Source organism: Eisenibacter elegans DSM 3317 (assembly GCF_000430505.1).
GTDB classification, from domain to species: Bacteria; Bacteroidota; Bacteroidia; order Cytophagales; family Microscillaceae; genus Eisenibacter; species Eisenibacter elegans.
Map to the genome: position 1 here is coordinate 256,204 of NZ_KE387153.1, position 15,910 is coordinate 272,113.

Sequence of the window (15,910 nt, forward strand, 5' to 3'; positions counted from 1 at the left end):
AACCTTGTGGTGCTACCCCATCAATAGCATCCATCTCTGATTTTTATAGTCGTATAAGTTATGAAAGTTCTTATTCCGGTGGCGGGCATAGGCTCAAAGTTACGCCCTCACACCCATACACAGCCCAAAACGCTGGTTCCTATTGCCGGTAAACCCATCTTGGCACATATTATTGACAATTTTTATGCTCACGGTTTCGATGAGTTTGTTTTTGTTCTTGGCTATTTGGGAGACAAGATAGAGTCTTATATCAAGCAAAACTACCCTGAGCTCAAAACTATTTTTGTTACGCAAGAGCCTCGTGAAGGATTGGCTCATGCAATTTGGACTGCCCGCGAACATCTCGACCCTGAGGAGCCGCTGATGATTGTTTTGGGAGATACCATCGCTACCTTCAATATGCAGGCGATGCGCAACAGCCCCAATACCGTGGTTGCTGTACAAAAAGTAGAAACTCCCGAGCAGTTTGGCATTGTAGAGACCGACGCACACGGATATGTAACCAAGATGACCGAAAAACCCCTTATCCCCAAGTCCAACTTGGCCTTGGTGGGGGTATACAAAATCAAACACGTGGGCAAGCTGCTTACGGCCATCGAGCACATCATCCAAAACAACTTACGCAGCAACAATGAGTACCACCTCACCGATGCCTTAGCCTATCTATTGGCTCAAGGCGAAAACATCGCCATTACGATGGTCGACAATTGGTTTGATTGTGGGAAAAAAGAGACCTTGCTCGAAGCCAACGCCATTTTACTCAACAACCCGACCTTCAAAGTTCCTCCAAAAGATTATCTGGGCACGATTATCGTGCCGCCCGTCAGTATTGGGCAGGGTTGTCGCATAGAACACTCCATCATAGGGCCTAATGTAGCTATCGGAGACAATACCACGCTGCGCCGCTCTATTGTCCAAAACAGTATTATTGGCTCTTATAGCGAGCTGGAAGATGTTGTCTTGAAAGCCTCTGTAATTGGCAATGATAGCTCCCTCAAAGGGATGATTCAAAGCTTGAATATAGGAGATAATACCGAAATTAATTTCGGAAAATAACACCCCACTATGCACAAAGGCGTGCAAACATTGAGGACTTTGCACGCCACTGGGCATTTTTCAAATCCCACCGTTAAAACTATGGGCTAAGTCTCATTGTACCCCCAAATGAGGTCTTAGTTTATCTTGGAGGTAGGAGCTTCGAGCTGCTTTTACAAAAATGTCCAGTGGTGTTGTGCGGTCAGGCCTGCTTTTCTGGAAATATTCAGTGATATACAGGTTTAATATATTGAAAAAACAACAGATAAACCAATTTTATTTTTTAAATATAAAATACACTGCTAAAACTAAAAAGCCAAATCCGACTAAATGATTCCAGCGGAAGGTCTCGTTGCGAAAAACCACCAACGAAAACACCACAAACACCACCAAGGTGATGACTTCTTGTAAGACCTTCAGCTCTACCAAGGCAAAAGGACCGCCATACTCTTTGTAGCCTAAGCGATTGGCAGGCACTTGAAAACAATACTCAAATAAGGCGATAGCCCAACTAATCAGGATGACTCCCACCAAGCCCCATTTGGCTAAGGCCGGAATCTGTTTGAACTTCAAATGCCCATACCAAGCCATCATCATAAAGGCATTGGAAAGTATTAATAATAAGATGGTATAAAAAATTCTCATTTTTTATCAAAATAGGAGTAAATATCTAACAAGGCAATAGCCCGCAAAGATACACAGTTCGAGCTTATCCACACAGCATTCCGCAAAACAAAAAGGGGGCTTTGCGGCTTTTTTAGTAAATTTGCATTTTAGACATCACTACTACTTATTCGCTGCCCAGCCCAAACCCACGCGCAGCATTCGGTTATTATACAAACATCAATGATTTACCCCGACCATTTTGAGGCCAAGCTTGGCTTCGATACCATACGCCAATTGCTCAAAGAACGCTGCCTGAGCGACCTCGGAACGGCCTATGTAGACAAAATTCGATTTTCGGACAATTACGACCTCATCCAAAAGCTAACCAGCCAAACAGCTGAGTTCCAAGATATCCTCACTCAGGGGGAGTATTTCCCCCAACAAAACTACTACAACGCCCACCCCTACCTCAAGCAGGCCGCCATCGAAGGGGCTTTTTTGGATGAGGCCGTGTTTGGGGAGTTGCGCGCCTCCCTGATGACCATCGACCAATGTTTGCGCTTTTTTGCGCAGGCTTCGATGCAAGAAACTTACCCTTTGTTGACCGCCCTTAGCCAGACAGTGGAGTTTGACCGAGGTTTGGTCAAACAGATTGATGCCACCATCGACGAGCGTGGCAAAGTTCGTGACAATGCCTCGCCCGATCTGCAACGCATCCGCAAAAGTCTCATTCAGGAGCAAAACAACCTACGTACGCAGCTCAACAAGCTCTTGGGCATCGCCAAGCAACAAGGATATATTAAGTCTGATGCCAATATCACTTTCCGCGAAGGGCGTATGGTCGTGCCTGTTCCTGCCGAACACAAGCGTAAGATTAAGGGTTTCATCCACGACGAATCGGCCACTGGACAAACCGTGTACATAGAGCCTGCCGAGGTACTCGACACCAACAACCACCTCAAAGAGCTCGCCTACCAAGAACGGCGCGAAATCATCCGTATCCTGACAGCTCTCACGGCGGCTATCCGCCCACAAGTACCTCAGTTACAAAAAGCCTACGACTACCTCGGGATGATTGACTTCATCCGTGCCAAAGCCAAGCTCTCACTCGAACTAGGTGCTGTAAAACCTAATTTTGTGGAGCAGCCCTTGCTAGATTGGTATGCGGCTAGGCATCCGCTTCTGGTGCTGAGCTTTGCGGCGCAAAAAAAACACGTCATCCCGCTTGACATCAGCTTGTCAGAGGAGCGCCGCCTCCTGCTTATCTCAGGCCCCAACGCCGGGGGTAAGTCCGTGTCGCTCAAAACCGTAGGACTATTACAGTACATGTTCCAGTGTGGGCTATTGGTGCCTTTGGCCGAAAATTCAACCATCGGGCTGTTCAAGCGTATTTTTATCGACATAGGCGATGAGCAATCGCTCGAAAACGACCTCAGCACCTACAGCGCCCACCTAACCCATATGCGGCACTTCCTGCGCTTCTCTAATGCACATACCCTGCTGTTGATTGATGAGTTTGGCACCGGTACCGAGCCGGTAGTTGGCGCAGCCATTGCCGAAGCTATCCTAGAACAGCTCAATGCCAAACGTGCCTTCGGCGTAATCACAACCCATTACAGCAACCTCAAACTCTTGGCCGAAAACACCAAAGGCTTGATTAATGGTGCTATGCGCTTCGATGCCGAAAAGCTTTCGCCGCTTTACATCCTTGAAATAGGCAAGCCGGGCAGTTCTTTTGCTTTCGAAATTGCCCACAAGATAGGGCTTCCGCCAGAGGTTATTCAACGCAGCCGCAAAAAAGCCGGCAAGCAACAGGTCAACTTCGATGAGGTATTGCGCAATCTCGAAATAGAGCGTAAGCAGCTCCACGACCTCAACCGCACGCTTTTGGAAAAGGAACACGCCCTTACCGAAACCTTCAACAACTACCAAAAACTCAAAGAATACCTAGAGCGGGAGAAAAAAGGTATCCTCAATCAAGCCAAACAAGAAGCCTCGATACTGCTCAAAGAAGCTAATCAGCGGATTGAGAGCACCATTCGTGAAATAAAAGAAACACAGGCAGACAAAAGTAAGACCTTAGAAGTACGCCAACAACTTCAAAAATTTGCCCAAAAAAATCGTCCCGAAGCAGCCTCAGTGGCTTGGGAAGCTACCACTCCAGAGGTGGCCGAAGCCGAAGTACCTATTGAAGTCATAGAAGGAAACATAGAAATAGACGACTATGTGCGCATCAAGGGGCAAAATGCCATCGGCCAAGTAGTTGCACTCAAAGGCAAAAACGCTGAAATCGCCATCGGAGCACTGAAGTCTACCGTTAAGCTTGACCGCTTGGAGCGCTTGAGCCGCAAGGCCTTCCGAAAAGAACAACAACAGGCTAGTGTGCGCCTCAAAGGAATCAACCTAAACGAAAAAATGATGCATTTCAGCATCAAGCTCGACTTGCGTGGCAAACGCGGCGAGGAGGCCGTAACCGAGCTGACCCGCTTTATGGATGATGCCATCTTGCTGGGGCAAACCGAACTTCATATCTTACATGGCAAAGGCGACGGCATCTTGCGTAACCTCGTCCGGCAGCAGTTGCGTCAATACAAGCAGGTTGTCGGAATAGCCGACGAGCACGCCGACCGGGGCGGCGACGGCATCACCATCGTTACGCTCCGCTAAAGCATTTGTGGAGAGAAGCGCCTTTGGAATTGTTTTTGTTCACAAAGTACAACTATGCCCCATCAAACTTCCTCGGGCAATGTACGGGCTCAAAGCCCTGATAATCAAAAGCAGAATCCGGTAAATCTTGATATAATTTTGCTCACCAAACCTATCTGTTATGGCAAAACAACAACGTAAATCTACTGATGAAAAACACCTCGCCGTTGCGCTTCAAGGCGGGGGAGCACACGGGGCTTTTACTTGGGGAGTGCTCGACCGCCTGCTCGAAGATGAACGCATCATCCTCGATGGCTTCAGCGGCACGAGCGCCGGGGCAATGAACGCCGCCCTACTCGCCTATGGCCTACACTCCGGCAACCGACAAACGGCTCGTGATTTGCTCCACAAGTTTTGGAAGACTAACTCCCAGGTAGCGGCCTTCTCCCCCCTACAGCCCGGTATTTATGACCGCATCACCAGCAGTGGTAATATGGACCATTCACCGGGCTTTTTGGTGTCTGAAATGATGGGGCTTTTTGTTTCGCCATACCAGTCCCCCCTTTCTGATTACAACCCTTTGCGCGATATTCTGACTGATTTGATTGACTTCGACAGTTTGCGCAAATGCAAGATAACCCAGCTTTTTGTGGCAGCTACCAATGTGCGACGGGGCAAGGTGCGGGTTTTCAAACCACACGAAATCTCTGTCGATGCGGTCTTGGCCTCAGCCAACCTGCCTTTCCTCTTCAAAGCCGTTACGATTGACGGAGAAGACTATTGGGACGGGGGCTATATGGGTAACCCGCCTATTTTCCCGCTGATTGACGGCACGCCTGCACAAGACATTCTCATTGTGCAAATCAACCCTATCAATATCCCGGAGACACCTAAAAGCTCTGCCGAAATACGTGACCGCATCAACGAGTTGAGCTTCAACTCCGCTCTCATGCACGAAATGCGTAAAATTGACCTCGTAGACCGGCTCATCAGTATGGGCGTAGATTTGGGGGGCAAATTCCGCAAAATCTATATCCACAACATCAACCCCGAAGAGGATATGCACCAATACAACGTGTCGAGCAAGCTCAACGCTACTTGGGACTTCCTGCTGCGCCTGCGCGACCTCGGACGCGACTATGCCGAGCGTTGGATAGCCCAAAACTTCGACGACATAGGGCAACGTTCTACCTGCAATGTCAGAGAGGTTTTTTTGTAGGATAAACAATACAACCAACCTGTCAGGACTTAAAGCCTTGACAGGTTTTCCAAACCGCTAGCTCTTGTGTTTCCAATAATCGTCGTACAGAAAAGCCATCGATAAGGCGCTATTTTTCGGACAATATTTTTACTTTTGCCCTTGCCAAATACACCCTTGGGGCAAAACAATACTATGGAATCAAAAAAACGAGAGCGATTATTAGGCTATATCCTGGCTTTGGCCAACTTGGGCGAGCGGCTTAAAGGCTTACGCGTGTTACGACCTAGCAGGAGCACACTCATCGCATTGACCTTGATGTTTTTTACGGCTTCGGTAGCCATTATCGTTTATGGTTACCAAATGTTTTATAGTCCCAACTTGCAGGTAAAGCGCGAACAAGCTTACAGCCTCTATATTCCCGAGGGCGCACGCTTCCAAACCGTACTCGACAGTCTCAAGAAAAACCGTGTTGTGGGTGACCAACTTTCTTTTGCTTTTGTGGCCAAACTACTCAAATACCAAGACAAGGTGTTGCCCGGGCATTATCATATTGAGCCCAATATGAACAACTATGCGGCCATAAAGCTACTCCGCAGTGGGCGGCAAGTGCCTGTTCGGGTTACCTTTACGATGGCACGCTTCCCCGAAGATATTGCCAAAAAAGTAGCTCCAAAGATGATGTTCCACGAAGAAGACTTGACCAAGGTGCTGACTGATACGTCCGTAGCCCGTAAATACGGATTTGACCAACATAGCTTTTTAACAATGTTTTTGCCCAATACCTATGAAGTGTATTGGACAGACAGCCCCGAGGCTTTTGTCAGCCGTATGCATGACGAATACCAGCGTTTTTGGACTACCGAGCGCCGCCAAAAAGCTGAAAAACTTGGGCTTAGCCCCATAGAAGTGTCTGTGTTGGGCTCTATCGTACAGGCAGAAACCAGCAAAAACGATGAGAAGCCTCGTGTAGCTGGAGTATATCTCAACCGCCTGCGCAAAAAAATGCGCCTCGAAGCCGACCCTACCTTGGTGTATGCCCTTGGTGATTTCAGTCTCAAGCGGGTGCTCAACAAACACAAAGAGATTGACTCGCCCTATAATACCTACAAAAACGCAGGCCTCCCCCCCGGCCCCATCAACCTCCCGTCTTTGGCCACGCTCAAGGCTGTGCTCGATGCTGAAACCCACGAATACCTCTTTTTCTGTGCCAAGGATGATTTTTCAGGCTATCACAACTTTGCCGTAACCTACCAAGAACACCTCAACAACGCCCGCCGCTACCAACAAGCGTTAAACAAGCGCGGAATTCGGTAAGGAGTTAGGGGCTTGAATGTTTTTGGTTTTGTCGCTTGTGACACTACCAGACATTTTTCAAATCCCACACTTAAAACTGTGGGCTAAGTCTCATTACACTCCAAAAATAAGGCCTCGGCTTGCTTCGGCGCCAGAACTCCGAGCTAGTTTTCCAAAATATCCAGTGTTGTAGCTAAGGGGCTAAAAAAGCTGTCGCACAGAGGCGCAAGCGCCTAACTCCGTAATCGCCAAGCTGCCGGATAGTAGTTATTCACCCGTTTTTGGAGTACTTTAAGCCAGCCTAGCGCTGTTCCCTCATAACAAGCCAAAACCCAGCCATTGGGGGCCTCCGCTTGAAGCTCGAAATGGTCTCGGCGTAAGTAGCTCAAGGCTTCTTCATAACTCAACTCAAGTTGGGGTACATTGACGTTAAGTGCCGTACTCAAGGCTAGCGCGTGTGCGGGCACGAGCTGCTGCTGTTTGAGTTCGCCCATAAACACTCCGGCATTCCGCCAGTAAATACCCTTGTCTTGTAGAGCCGCCCAAAGCTGTGCCTGCGCTTGGGGCAAAGCATAAAAACCTTGGGGCTGCTTGATAAAAGTCCAATCATCGCCAAGGGGGGCTTGTGCTTTGAGCCAAGGGCTGAGCAAGGCGCGTTCTTTGGCAGAAGCCGTAGCCAATTGTTGGGCTTGTTTTTTGTTGGCTTTTATCGTAGGGCGGTTGGCAAAACTATCATTGTGTAAACAAGCCAAAAACAACCCCTCTCCTACGATTTTGTGTGGATAAAAATGGTAGGTATAGACCGTTTTCCCACCCATTTGATGTACTTTTTCTACGATGCCACTCCCCTGAGGCAGGCTCAGCCGGTGGCTCAACAGCCCATATTGCTCCACCAAATCCGCGATGACTGCCTCATTTTCTTCGGGTGCATAGGTGCAGGTGCTGTAAAGCCAGTAGCCGCCCGGTGCCAATAGGTGAGCAACCGCCTGGGCAATATCTTTCTGGCGTGTGCTACAATGTGTTACATTTTCTTCACTCCACTCCTCGATGGCTGTTGCGTCTTTTCGGAACATCCCCTCTCCTGAGCAGGGTACATCGGTGAGCATCAGGTCAAACATTCCTGCCGGAAGCGCCTCTCCCAAGGTTTCGGGAGAATTATTAGAGACCCAATAGTTGGGTTTACCCCAACGAGCCAAATTGTCGAGAAGAACTTGGGCGCGTGTCTTATGGATTTCGTTGGCCACCAAAAGCGCATCAGCAGGTAACACACTAAGCAGATGTGTGGTTTTGCCTCCCGGTGCGGCGCACAAGTCCAATACCCGCGCCTGCGATGGCAGCGCCAACTGCCTGACAGCCTCTCCTACAAACATTGAGGAGGCCTCTTGCACATAATAGGCTCCGGCGTGCCAGTGTGGGTCAAGTGCGAAAGCCGGGCGTTGATGGAGATAATAGGCTGCCGGCTCCCATACTACAGGGCTTTGTAGTGGCAAGTGAGTAGCAACTGCGGTCGGCTCAGCGGCTTTGTCGGGGTGGAAACGGATGCTCACCGGGGCTGCCCCTCCAAGTGAGGCTAAAAGCTGTGTGGCTTCCTCTTCTCCTAAATAGTGGTACAAACGGCGTTCAAAAATAGCCGGGATGGTGGGCAGGGCGTTGTTTTCCATAGCCTGCAAAGTTAGCCAATCGTGCGCTTTTTTGCGCAAAACCTGTTTTATTTGCAAATCAAAACCGCAGGCACTCCCCTGCCCCTTGCCTCCAATTTTATGCAAAAAATATTATTCATTGATAGAGACGGCACACTCATCGTAGAGCCGCCTACTGATTTTCAGGTAGATAGTTATGAAAAACTAGCCTTCCTCCCCGGAGTGATGCGCCATTTGCACCGCATTGTGGCTTCTGGCCAGTACCGGCTGGTAATGGTTACCAACCAAGACGGACTCGGGACAGAAAGCTTCCCTGAGGAGACTTTTTGGCCTGCACACCGCAAAATGCTCGATATTTTGGAGAGTGAGGGCATTCGCTTTGACGAAATCCTGATTGACCGTACTTTTGAGCACGAACAAGCACCTACACGCAAACCACGCACAGGCCTGCTGACGCATTATCTCAACAATCCTGCAATTGATTTGGCCAACTCCTTCGTCATTGGCGACCGCATTACGGACATCGAGCTAGCCAAGAACCTTGGGGCGCAGGGTATCCTCATTGGCCAAGCCCAAGCTCCGGAGGGCGAGGTCTTGCCCATTGCTTTGCGTACGGATAGCTGGGAAGGTATAGCCAACTTCTTGCTAACATCAAAGCCTCAGCGCAGCGCCGAAATCCGCCGGGAGACGAAGGAAACCAAGATCCATATCCGCCTACAACTCGACGGCCAAGGCCGATACAGCAACGATACAGGCATTGGCTTTCTGGACCATATGCTTGACCAACTGGCGATGCACGCAGGCCTTAACCTAGAAGTATTGGCACAAGGCGACCTCCACATCGACCATCACCACACCATCGAAGATACGGCCATTGCCTTGGGCCAGGCTTTTGCCCAAGCCCTTGGCGATAAGCGGGGGATGGAGCGTTATGGCTTTTTCAACCTTGTGATGGACGAAACCTTGGCTCAGGTGGCGATTGACTTCTCGGGGCGCGCCAGCCTTGTATGGGACGTGCAGCTGCGCCGTGAGGCTGTGGGTGGCTTCCCCTGTGAGATGGTGTCGCACTTCTTCAAGTCTTTTGCTGACCAAGTGCCTTGCAACTTACACATCCGCTGCTCGGGCGAAAACGACCACCATCAGATAGAGGCTATCTTCAAGTCTTTTGCAAAGTCTATCAAAATGGCCAAGCAAATCACCGGGACGGCCTTGCCCAGCACCAAAGGTATGCTTTAGACTTTAGTGTTGTATATTCCGATACAAGCCTGCGACTTGTATCACACGGGCGTAAGCGGCTTAGAGACAGCGCCAAGTAGCTCCCCTTGGTTCACGGCTGTGAATCAAGGGGACTACAGGCGATGGCTCGGCCCGAAGGGCAAGCCCCAAAAAGCGTCCAGTAGTAGTTATCCGATTACTCCGTGCAAACAAAGACAAGATGCAAATCAAGCTAGAACAAGTAGGCAAGCAATATGGGCAGGATTGGGTCTTGCACGGCATCGACCTGAGCCTCGATAGTGCGGACACCTTTTATGCCTTTACTGGCGCCAACGGTAGCGGCAAATCTACCCTGATGCAGCTTTTGGCCGGCTGGCAGACCCCTTCGGCGGGGAAAATCAGGTATTATGATGCAGCCGGCACCTTGATTCCAGAAGAACAGTGGTACCGACATCTGTCGTATGTAGCGCCATATATGAGTCTGGTAGAGGAGCTGAGCCTTGCCGAACATCTACGCTTCCAGCAACGTTTCCGCCCGATGCGCCCAGGCTTTGACCAAGGCGCTTTCTTGGTACAAACTGGGTTGAAAAAATCATTTCATAAGGCCATCAAACATTTCTCGTCTGGGATGAAGCAGCGGGTAAAGCTGGCCTTGGCAATTTATGCCGATACACCATTGGTATTTTTGGATGAGCCAACGAGCAATTTAGATCAAGAAGGCATTGAATGGTATAAAAATTTGATTTTAGACAACTCCCAAGGCCGCCTTTTCGTAATTGCCTCTAATCAAGCTTATGAGTACAGCTTCTGTGAGCAGGTATTTCCGCTCAATGGCCAGCGCTCCTAAGTCCAAGTTAACTCAACACCAACCATTTTCTGTTGTTATGAAAAAAATTACCCGATACTTTGTATTGACACTAACCTTGGCTGCTTTTGGTTTGCAAAGCTGTAAGCGCGAAGCCGCTCCCGGTCCGGAAGCTGATTTGGCTAATAAAGAATGGCTGACCGATGGTATTTTTGTGAATGATGTGCGTACTGTGTCTCCTAACCTAAAACTACAGTTCAGAACAGGCACTATCAACTCATTGGTCATCAATGGTATTACCAATCCTCTGGCTACTTGGCAATTACGGGATAATGGCCGAACATTGCGTATTATCTACCCGGAGGTTACATTGGCTGCGGGGGCAACAACCCCTACCTTGGGAGGCGCGAAAACTCAAGATTTGCGCATTGTCAGCCTCACCGCTTCGGAGTTGCGCTTTCAGGGGCCTGACGGCGGAGAGATAAACCTTCTCGGACTGATTCGCCTCGGTACCAACAGCCAATACCGTATGAACCTCACCGGCCCCACAGACAACGCGGCAGCCTCACAAGATGATGAAAACCTACAACGCAACGGCGGATGGACAGGCAACGACGGTACTAATAATACAGGCTTCTTCTTGATCAATGACCAAGGTGTTGCTGCCCGCCAAGGTAATGCCAACATTACCCTCCGCTTTGGAAAAAGCCCACTGGGTGTTAATTTCGTAACTGCAGGAGGTGTACCTGTACCGGCCACTTGGGCTTTGACCAACAACAAAACCCGTTTGGTAATTTCTTATCCAACTTACGAACGCGACGGACAGAGTGTGCAAGGTGCTGATCAAACCTTGCGCGTAGACCAACTCAACGCCACACAGCTTTGGTTGAGCAGTGAATCACAAACACAGTTCACACTCTTGGGCATCCTGAACTTTGCCGCCGGGCAGCAACTGCGTATGGCTCCTCCAGCCAACTAAGCCCTCATTGGCTATTTTGATTTTGCCCTGTCGGCTTACTTGCCGACGGGGCATTTTTTGTTTTGCCTACGATACCGTATCTTAGCACCCTACAAAGCATAATTTATATCAAGATTTACTTGATTTCAGGGTTTACTGAATTTGATTTTCTTGATTCTCAAGGATTTTCAGCGCATACATTTCCCAAACTAATTTTGATTGAGTTATATGATTCAAGAGGCTGAAAGCACCCTCCAACAAATCAAAAAGAAGCAATTTGCCCCTTGTTATTTTTTACACGGGGAGGAGTCTTATTATATCGATGCCATCAGTGAGGCTGTCGAAACACAGGTACTGGAGCCCGCCGAGCGCGGCCTCAATCAAATCTTGCTTTATGGCAAGGACACGGACATTGGGACGATTGTACAGCAGGCGCGGCGTTATCCGATGATGGCTGAACGGCAAGTGATTATTGTCAAAGAATTTCAACAAACCCCCGACATTGGGCGTGCTGAGAGTAAAAAATTGTTGGAAAATTACCTCAAACAACCTGTTCCCAGTACGGTTTTGGTGCTTTGCCACAAACACAAAGCCTTGGCCAAAAATACGACCCTCTACAAAGCCCTAGAAGCGGGCGCAGTGGTGGTAGAAGCCAAAAAAATGACTGATGCCAAGGTAGGAGAATGGATAGGTAAATATGTGGCCGAACATCGGCGCAGTATTGGTCAAAAAGCCGTTCAGATGTTGCTAGAGGCCGTTGGTGCAGACCTTAGCCGCCTACAAAGCGAAATTGACAAGGTGCTGACGACCATCCCGGAAGGTGGTAACATCGATGAGCAAACACTGGAGCGCTTGGTGGGTATCAGTAAGGATTACAACATCTTTGAACTACAAAATGCCCTCGGTATCCGGCAAAGTTTGCAGGTATTCAAGATTCTGCAATATTGGGAGGCCAACCCTAAAAAACAACCGCTAATTCCTACAATAGCGATGCTTTTCCAATTTTTTACTAAATTGTTGGCAGCCTATGCCTCCAAAGACCGCAGCGATGCGGGCTTGGCCAAGGTGATGGGAGTGCCGCCTTTTGCGGTCAAAAACTACAAAACAGCCTTACAACACTACAATGCACACGATATAGTGGCAGCACTGGAGGCTTTATATATCGCCGACCTTCAGTCTAAGGGAATTGAGGGACGTAACCTACCCGACCACGAAGTGCTTAAAGAATTGATGGGTAAGATTTTGTACCGAAACATCACATAAATGGTTTTTATTTGCGTTGTTAGGCATTATATATAAGAAGATTCACTTGATTTTGAGGACTCACAGGGTTTGATTCTCAAGGGTTTTCAGTTGACACTAGTATATATAGCGCTTTGGATTGCACCCCTGTTTGTTTTGATAGTATGCCTGCCTTTGTTTTAGTTTATTGATTACTTACTGACCTTATCCTCTGTATTTATGCGTCAAGCTTCTGTTGTCTTGCGCCTATTGGTGTGTTTTTTTGGCTTTTCGAGTGTGTCCTTGTGGGCGCAACAAACCTTACGCGACCACCCAACCGAGGCGCAATATCGTACTGGGTTGGCGCTCTTTGAAAAGCGGCTCTACGCCCAAGCCCAAAACCTGCTCTCTCAAGTCGAAGAAGCCCTGCCTCAGCCCGAAGACCGCGCCGAAGCGGCCTACAAAAGTACCTTGGCCTCGCTTTATTTGCGCCGCCCCAGCGCCGACAAGCAGCTGGAGCAGTTTTTGGCCAAATACCCCCATAGCCCGCGTACTAAGCAGGCCTATTATCTTTGGGGGCAGTTTTATTATGAACAACAGGCCTATGAGGAAGCGCTTGTGTATCTTCAGAAAATCCCCATTACACAGCTAGACTTCAATGAGCGTCAAGATGTGAGGATGATGTTGGCAGTATCGTATTTTTATACTGAAAATTACCAACAAGCCGAGCCCTATTTTAACACCCTCAAAAAGACAGAAAGCAGCCCCTACAAACACGCCGCCGCTTTTTACTCGGGAGTGATTGCATACCAAGCATCACGTTATGAGCAGGCCGTGGCTGATCTTGAGTTTTCGATGGAGTCTAATCAATATGCTTTCAAAGCCCCTATCTGGATTGTCAGTGCTTATTATGCTCAAGGCCGATACCTTGATTTGCTGGATTTTATTGAGCCGTTATTAGAAGAAGACGAAGATATTCCGGTACAAAACTACGAGGCCTTGGTAGATATTTATCTACTGACAGCGGAGGCTTGCTTTATTATGAAAGACTATAACAATGCGGCCAATTACTACATTGGCTATGCAGGGCAAGCCACCACAAGTTTGGCTCCGGACATTGCCTACCGCATTGGCTATACCTTTTATCATATCGGAGACTATACCAAGGCCACTGGCTATTTGCAAGAGGTTGCTCTAGAAGATAGTGATTTGGGGCAATACGCAGCCTACTATATGGGAGCATCTTACCTGCTGGCGCACAACCAAGAGTTTGCTATTGCGCCTTTTCAGCGGGCAGCGGCTATGCCATATGAATCCAATATCCGGCGCTTGGCACAATATAACCTCAGTTTGTTGTATTATGAGACCGAGCTTTATCCCGAAGCCATCCGGGTAATGCAAGGTTTTTTGGCACAATACCCAGGCGATCCGCTGGCCACGCCTATTCAAGAAAACCTGACTCGTGCCTACCTTTATTCCAATGATTATGATCGGGCTATTCGCTACATCGAAAGCCTGCCCTCCAAAAGTGATACCATCCGGTATGCCTATCAGCAAGTTACGTATCTCAAGGGTATCGAATATTTTAACAACCAACAGTACAACGATGCGGTAGAGCTACTCGAAAAATCTATCCGACAGACTCGCTCTGCTGAGCTGAAGTATACCGCTGCCTATTGGCTGGCCGAAGCCTACAGCCTACAAGATTATGCCGACGAAACCACCAGAGACAACTACCTAGAAAACAGGGTAGTGCCCCTATACCGAGAAATTGTCAATTTTTATAACCCTACTTATAGTGAGTTGGCGCTAGATGCTTTGTATGGTCTGGGGTATGCGCACTACAACTTGGCCGAATATCCGGCAGCCGCCCAAGCATTTGAGCAATACCTGCAATACAGTCGCCAGCGTGGGCGCAACAAATATGTGGCTGATGCCAGTCTTCGTTTGGCCGATAGCTACTATGGCCAACGCCAGTATACACAAGCACTCAATTTATACAATGAGGCTATCAGTACACAAAACCCTGAGCAAGATTATGCACTCTATCAGCGGGCAATGGTCTATGCGCTACAAGGAGACTATGAGCGTGCGGCTACTGATTTTGCTTACTTCCAACAACTCCGTTACCAAGGGTCTCGTTATTTTATCCCGGCGCTGTATCAGCTGGCCAATGTCAACCTCAGCCTGCGACGTTATGCCGTAGCCGTCGATAATTATACCAACCTACTGAACCAAACCAACATTGGCTCTTTTGCTCCCGATGCCTTACTCAAGCGCTCTATGGCCTATCGCAATATCAGCCGCAATGATTTGGCCATCCAAGATTGCGCTCAGATTATCCGTCGCTATCCTACAGCCCCTGTGGCCGAAGATGCCCTCTACACCCTACAACAACTGTTACGCGCCGAAGGCCGTGGCGCAGAGGCTGCCGAATATATGACCCTGTTTGCGCAAGCCAACCCGGGAAGCAATGCGGCTGAGACGATTGACTATGAACAAGCAAAAGATGCCTACTTTAACCAACAATACCAAGAAGCGGTAAGGCTGTTTGAGCGCTTTCTGGAGCGCTATCCTCAAAGCTCCCTCCGATATGATGCCGCCTTCTGGACCGGCGATGCTTATGCTCGCTTAGGAGAGGTGAAGCAAGCCCGTCAGATGCTCATCAGAGCCACCGCCGAGCGCAAGGGCAACTACCTAGAGCGCGCCCTGCGCCGTTTGGCTTCCCTAGAGTATGAGGCTGAGCAGTACCGCCAAAGTATCAACTACTACTTTGCACTGGCAGCCCAGACCCAAAGCAAACGCGACCAAGTAGAAGCCTGGCTGGGCATAGCCCAAAACTATGAGCGGCTCAAACAAGCAGATTCGTCAATGTACTTTGCCGACTTGGTCATCAAACAGGAAGCCGGCGCGGCTCTGAGCACACAGGCACAGCTGGTTGTGGGCAAAAACCACCTTCACCAATCTCGGTATAGCGCCGCCCTAGACCTTTTTGAAAAACTATACTCCCGCGACCTCACCGCTGTAGGCGCAGAGGCGCAGTACCTCGCCGGGAAAATATTGCATACCCAAAAACGATACAATGATTCTAACGCCCTGTTGTTGGAGCTGACTAGGCGCTATGGTAGCCAAGAATATTGGCGTGGAAAGGCTTTTTTGCTTATCGCCGAAAACTATATTGCCAACGGGGAGATTTTTCAGGCCAAATCTATGCTACAATCAATCGTAGACAACGCGCCTGACCCCAACATCAAACAACTTGCCCGAACTCGACTACAAGAAATTTAACT

11 protein-coding genes are annotated in these 15,910 nt (G+C 48.9%); 9 read left to right on the top strand and 2 right to left on the bottom strand.

What is annotated here, in order from left to right:
- Positions 1-60: 60 nt before the first annotated feature.
- Positions 61-1,056, top strand: a complete 996-nt coding sequence (locus tag G499_RS0114750; protein WP_027000574.1) for a sugar phosphate nucleotidyltransferase — start codon at positions 61-63, stop codon at positions 1,054-1,056.
- A gap of 255 nt (positions 1,057-1,311) precedes the next feature.
- Here G499_RS0114750 and G499_RS0114755 read toward each other — a convergent pair whose 3' ends face one another.
- Entirely contained in the window at positions 1,312-1,680 is a 369-nt protein-coding gene (locus G499_RS0114755; RefSeq protein WP_027000575.1) for a DMT family protein, read from the bottom strand.
- 201 nt (positions 1,681-1,881) lie between these two features.
- Here G499_RS0114755 and G499_RS0114760 point away from each other — a divergent pair, with 201 nt between their 5' ends.
- The 3 genes from G499_RS0114760 to mltG all read left to right on the top strand — a co-directional run bounded on the left by G499_RS0114760 (position 1,882) and on the right by mltG (position 6,802).
- Positions 1,882-4,308, top strand: a complete 2,427-nt coding sequence (locus tag G499_RS0114760; protein ID WP_027000576.1) for an endonuclease MutS2 — start codon at positions 1,882-1,884, stop codon at positions 4,306-4,308.
- Positions 4,309-4,468: 160 nt separating this feature from the next.
- On the top strand, positions 4,469-5,506 hold the full coding sequence (locus tag G499_RS0114765) for a patatin-like phospholipase family protein (protein WP_027000577.1): 1,038 nt from the start codon (positions 4,469-4,471) through the stop codon (positions 5,504-5,506).
- 174 nt (positions 5,507-5,680) lie between these two features.
- Complete coding sequence (mltG, locus tag G499_RS0114770; protein ID WP_081413825.1) at positions 5,681-6,802, top strand: endolytic transglycosylase MltG; 1,122 nt, start codon at positions 5,681-5,683, stop codon at positions 6,800-6,802.
- Positions 6,803-7,014: 212 nt separating this feature from the next.
- Here mltG and G499_RS0114775 read toward each other — a convergent pair whose 3' ends face one another.
- Positions 7,015-8,442 (bottom strand): methyltransferase RsmF C-terminal domain-like protein, encoded by a 1,428-nt coding sequence (locus G499_RS0114775; RefSeq protein ID WP_035727704.1) that lies wholly within the window; start codon positions 8,440-8,442, stop codon positions 7,015-7,017.
- A 99-nt stretch (positions 8,443-8,541) separates the two neighbouring features.
- Here G499_RS0114775 and hisB point away from each other — a divergent pair, with 99 nt between their 5' ends.
- The 5 genes from hisB (at position 8,542) to G499_RS0114800 (ending at position 15,908) form a co-directional block, all read left to right on the top strand.
- Complete coding sequence (gene hisB / locus G499_RS0114780; protein ID WP_027000580.1) at positions 8,542-9,657, top strand: bifunctional histidinol-phosphatase/imidazoleglycerol-phosphate dehydratase HisB; 1,116 nt, start codon at positions 8,542-8,544, stop codon at positions 9,655-9,657.
- Positions 9,658-9,856: 199 nt separating this feature from the next.
- Complete coding sequence (locus G499_RS0114785) at positions 9,857-10,483, top strand: ABC transporter ATP-binding protein (protein WP_027000581.1); 627 nt, start codon at positions 9,857-9,859, stop codon at positions 10,481-10,483.
- Between the two features lie 37 nt (positions 10,484-10,520).
- Complete coding sequence (locus tag G499_RS0114790) at positions 10,521-11,420, top strand: hypothetical protein (RefSeq protein ID WP_027000582.1); 900 nt, start codon at positions 10,521-10,523, stop codon at positions 11,418-11,420.
- A gap of 207 nt (positions 11,421-11,627) precedes the next feature.
- Positions 11,628-12,662, top strand: a complete 1,035-nt coding sequence (gene holA, locus G499_RS0114795; RefSeq protein ID WP_027000583.1) for a DNA polymerase III subunit delta — start codon at positions 11,628-11,630, stop codon at positions 12,660-12,662.
- A gap of 198 nt (positions 12,663-12,860) precedes the next feature.
- Positions 12,861-15,908, top strand: coding sequence for a tetratricopeptide repeat protein (locus G499_RS0114800; protein ID WP_027000584.1), 3,048 nt, complete (start codon positions 12,861-12,863; stop codon positions 15,906-15,908).
- Positions 15,909-15,910 lie beyond the last annotated feature (2 nt).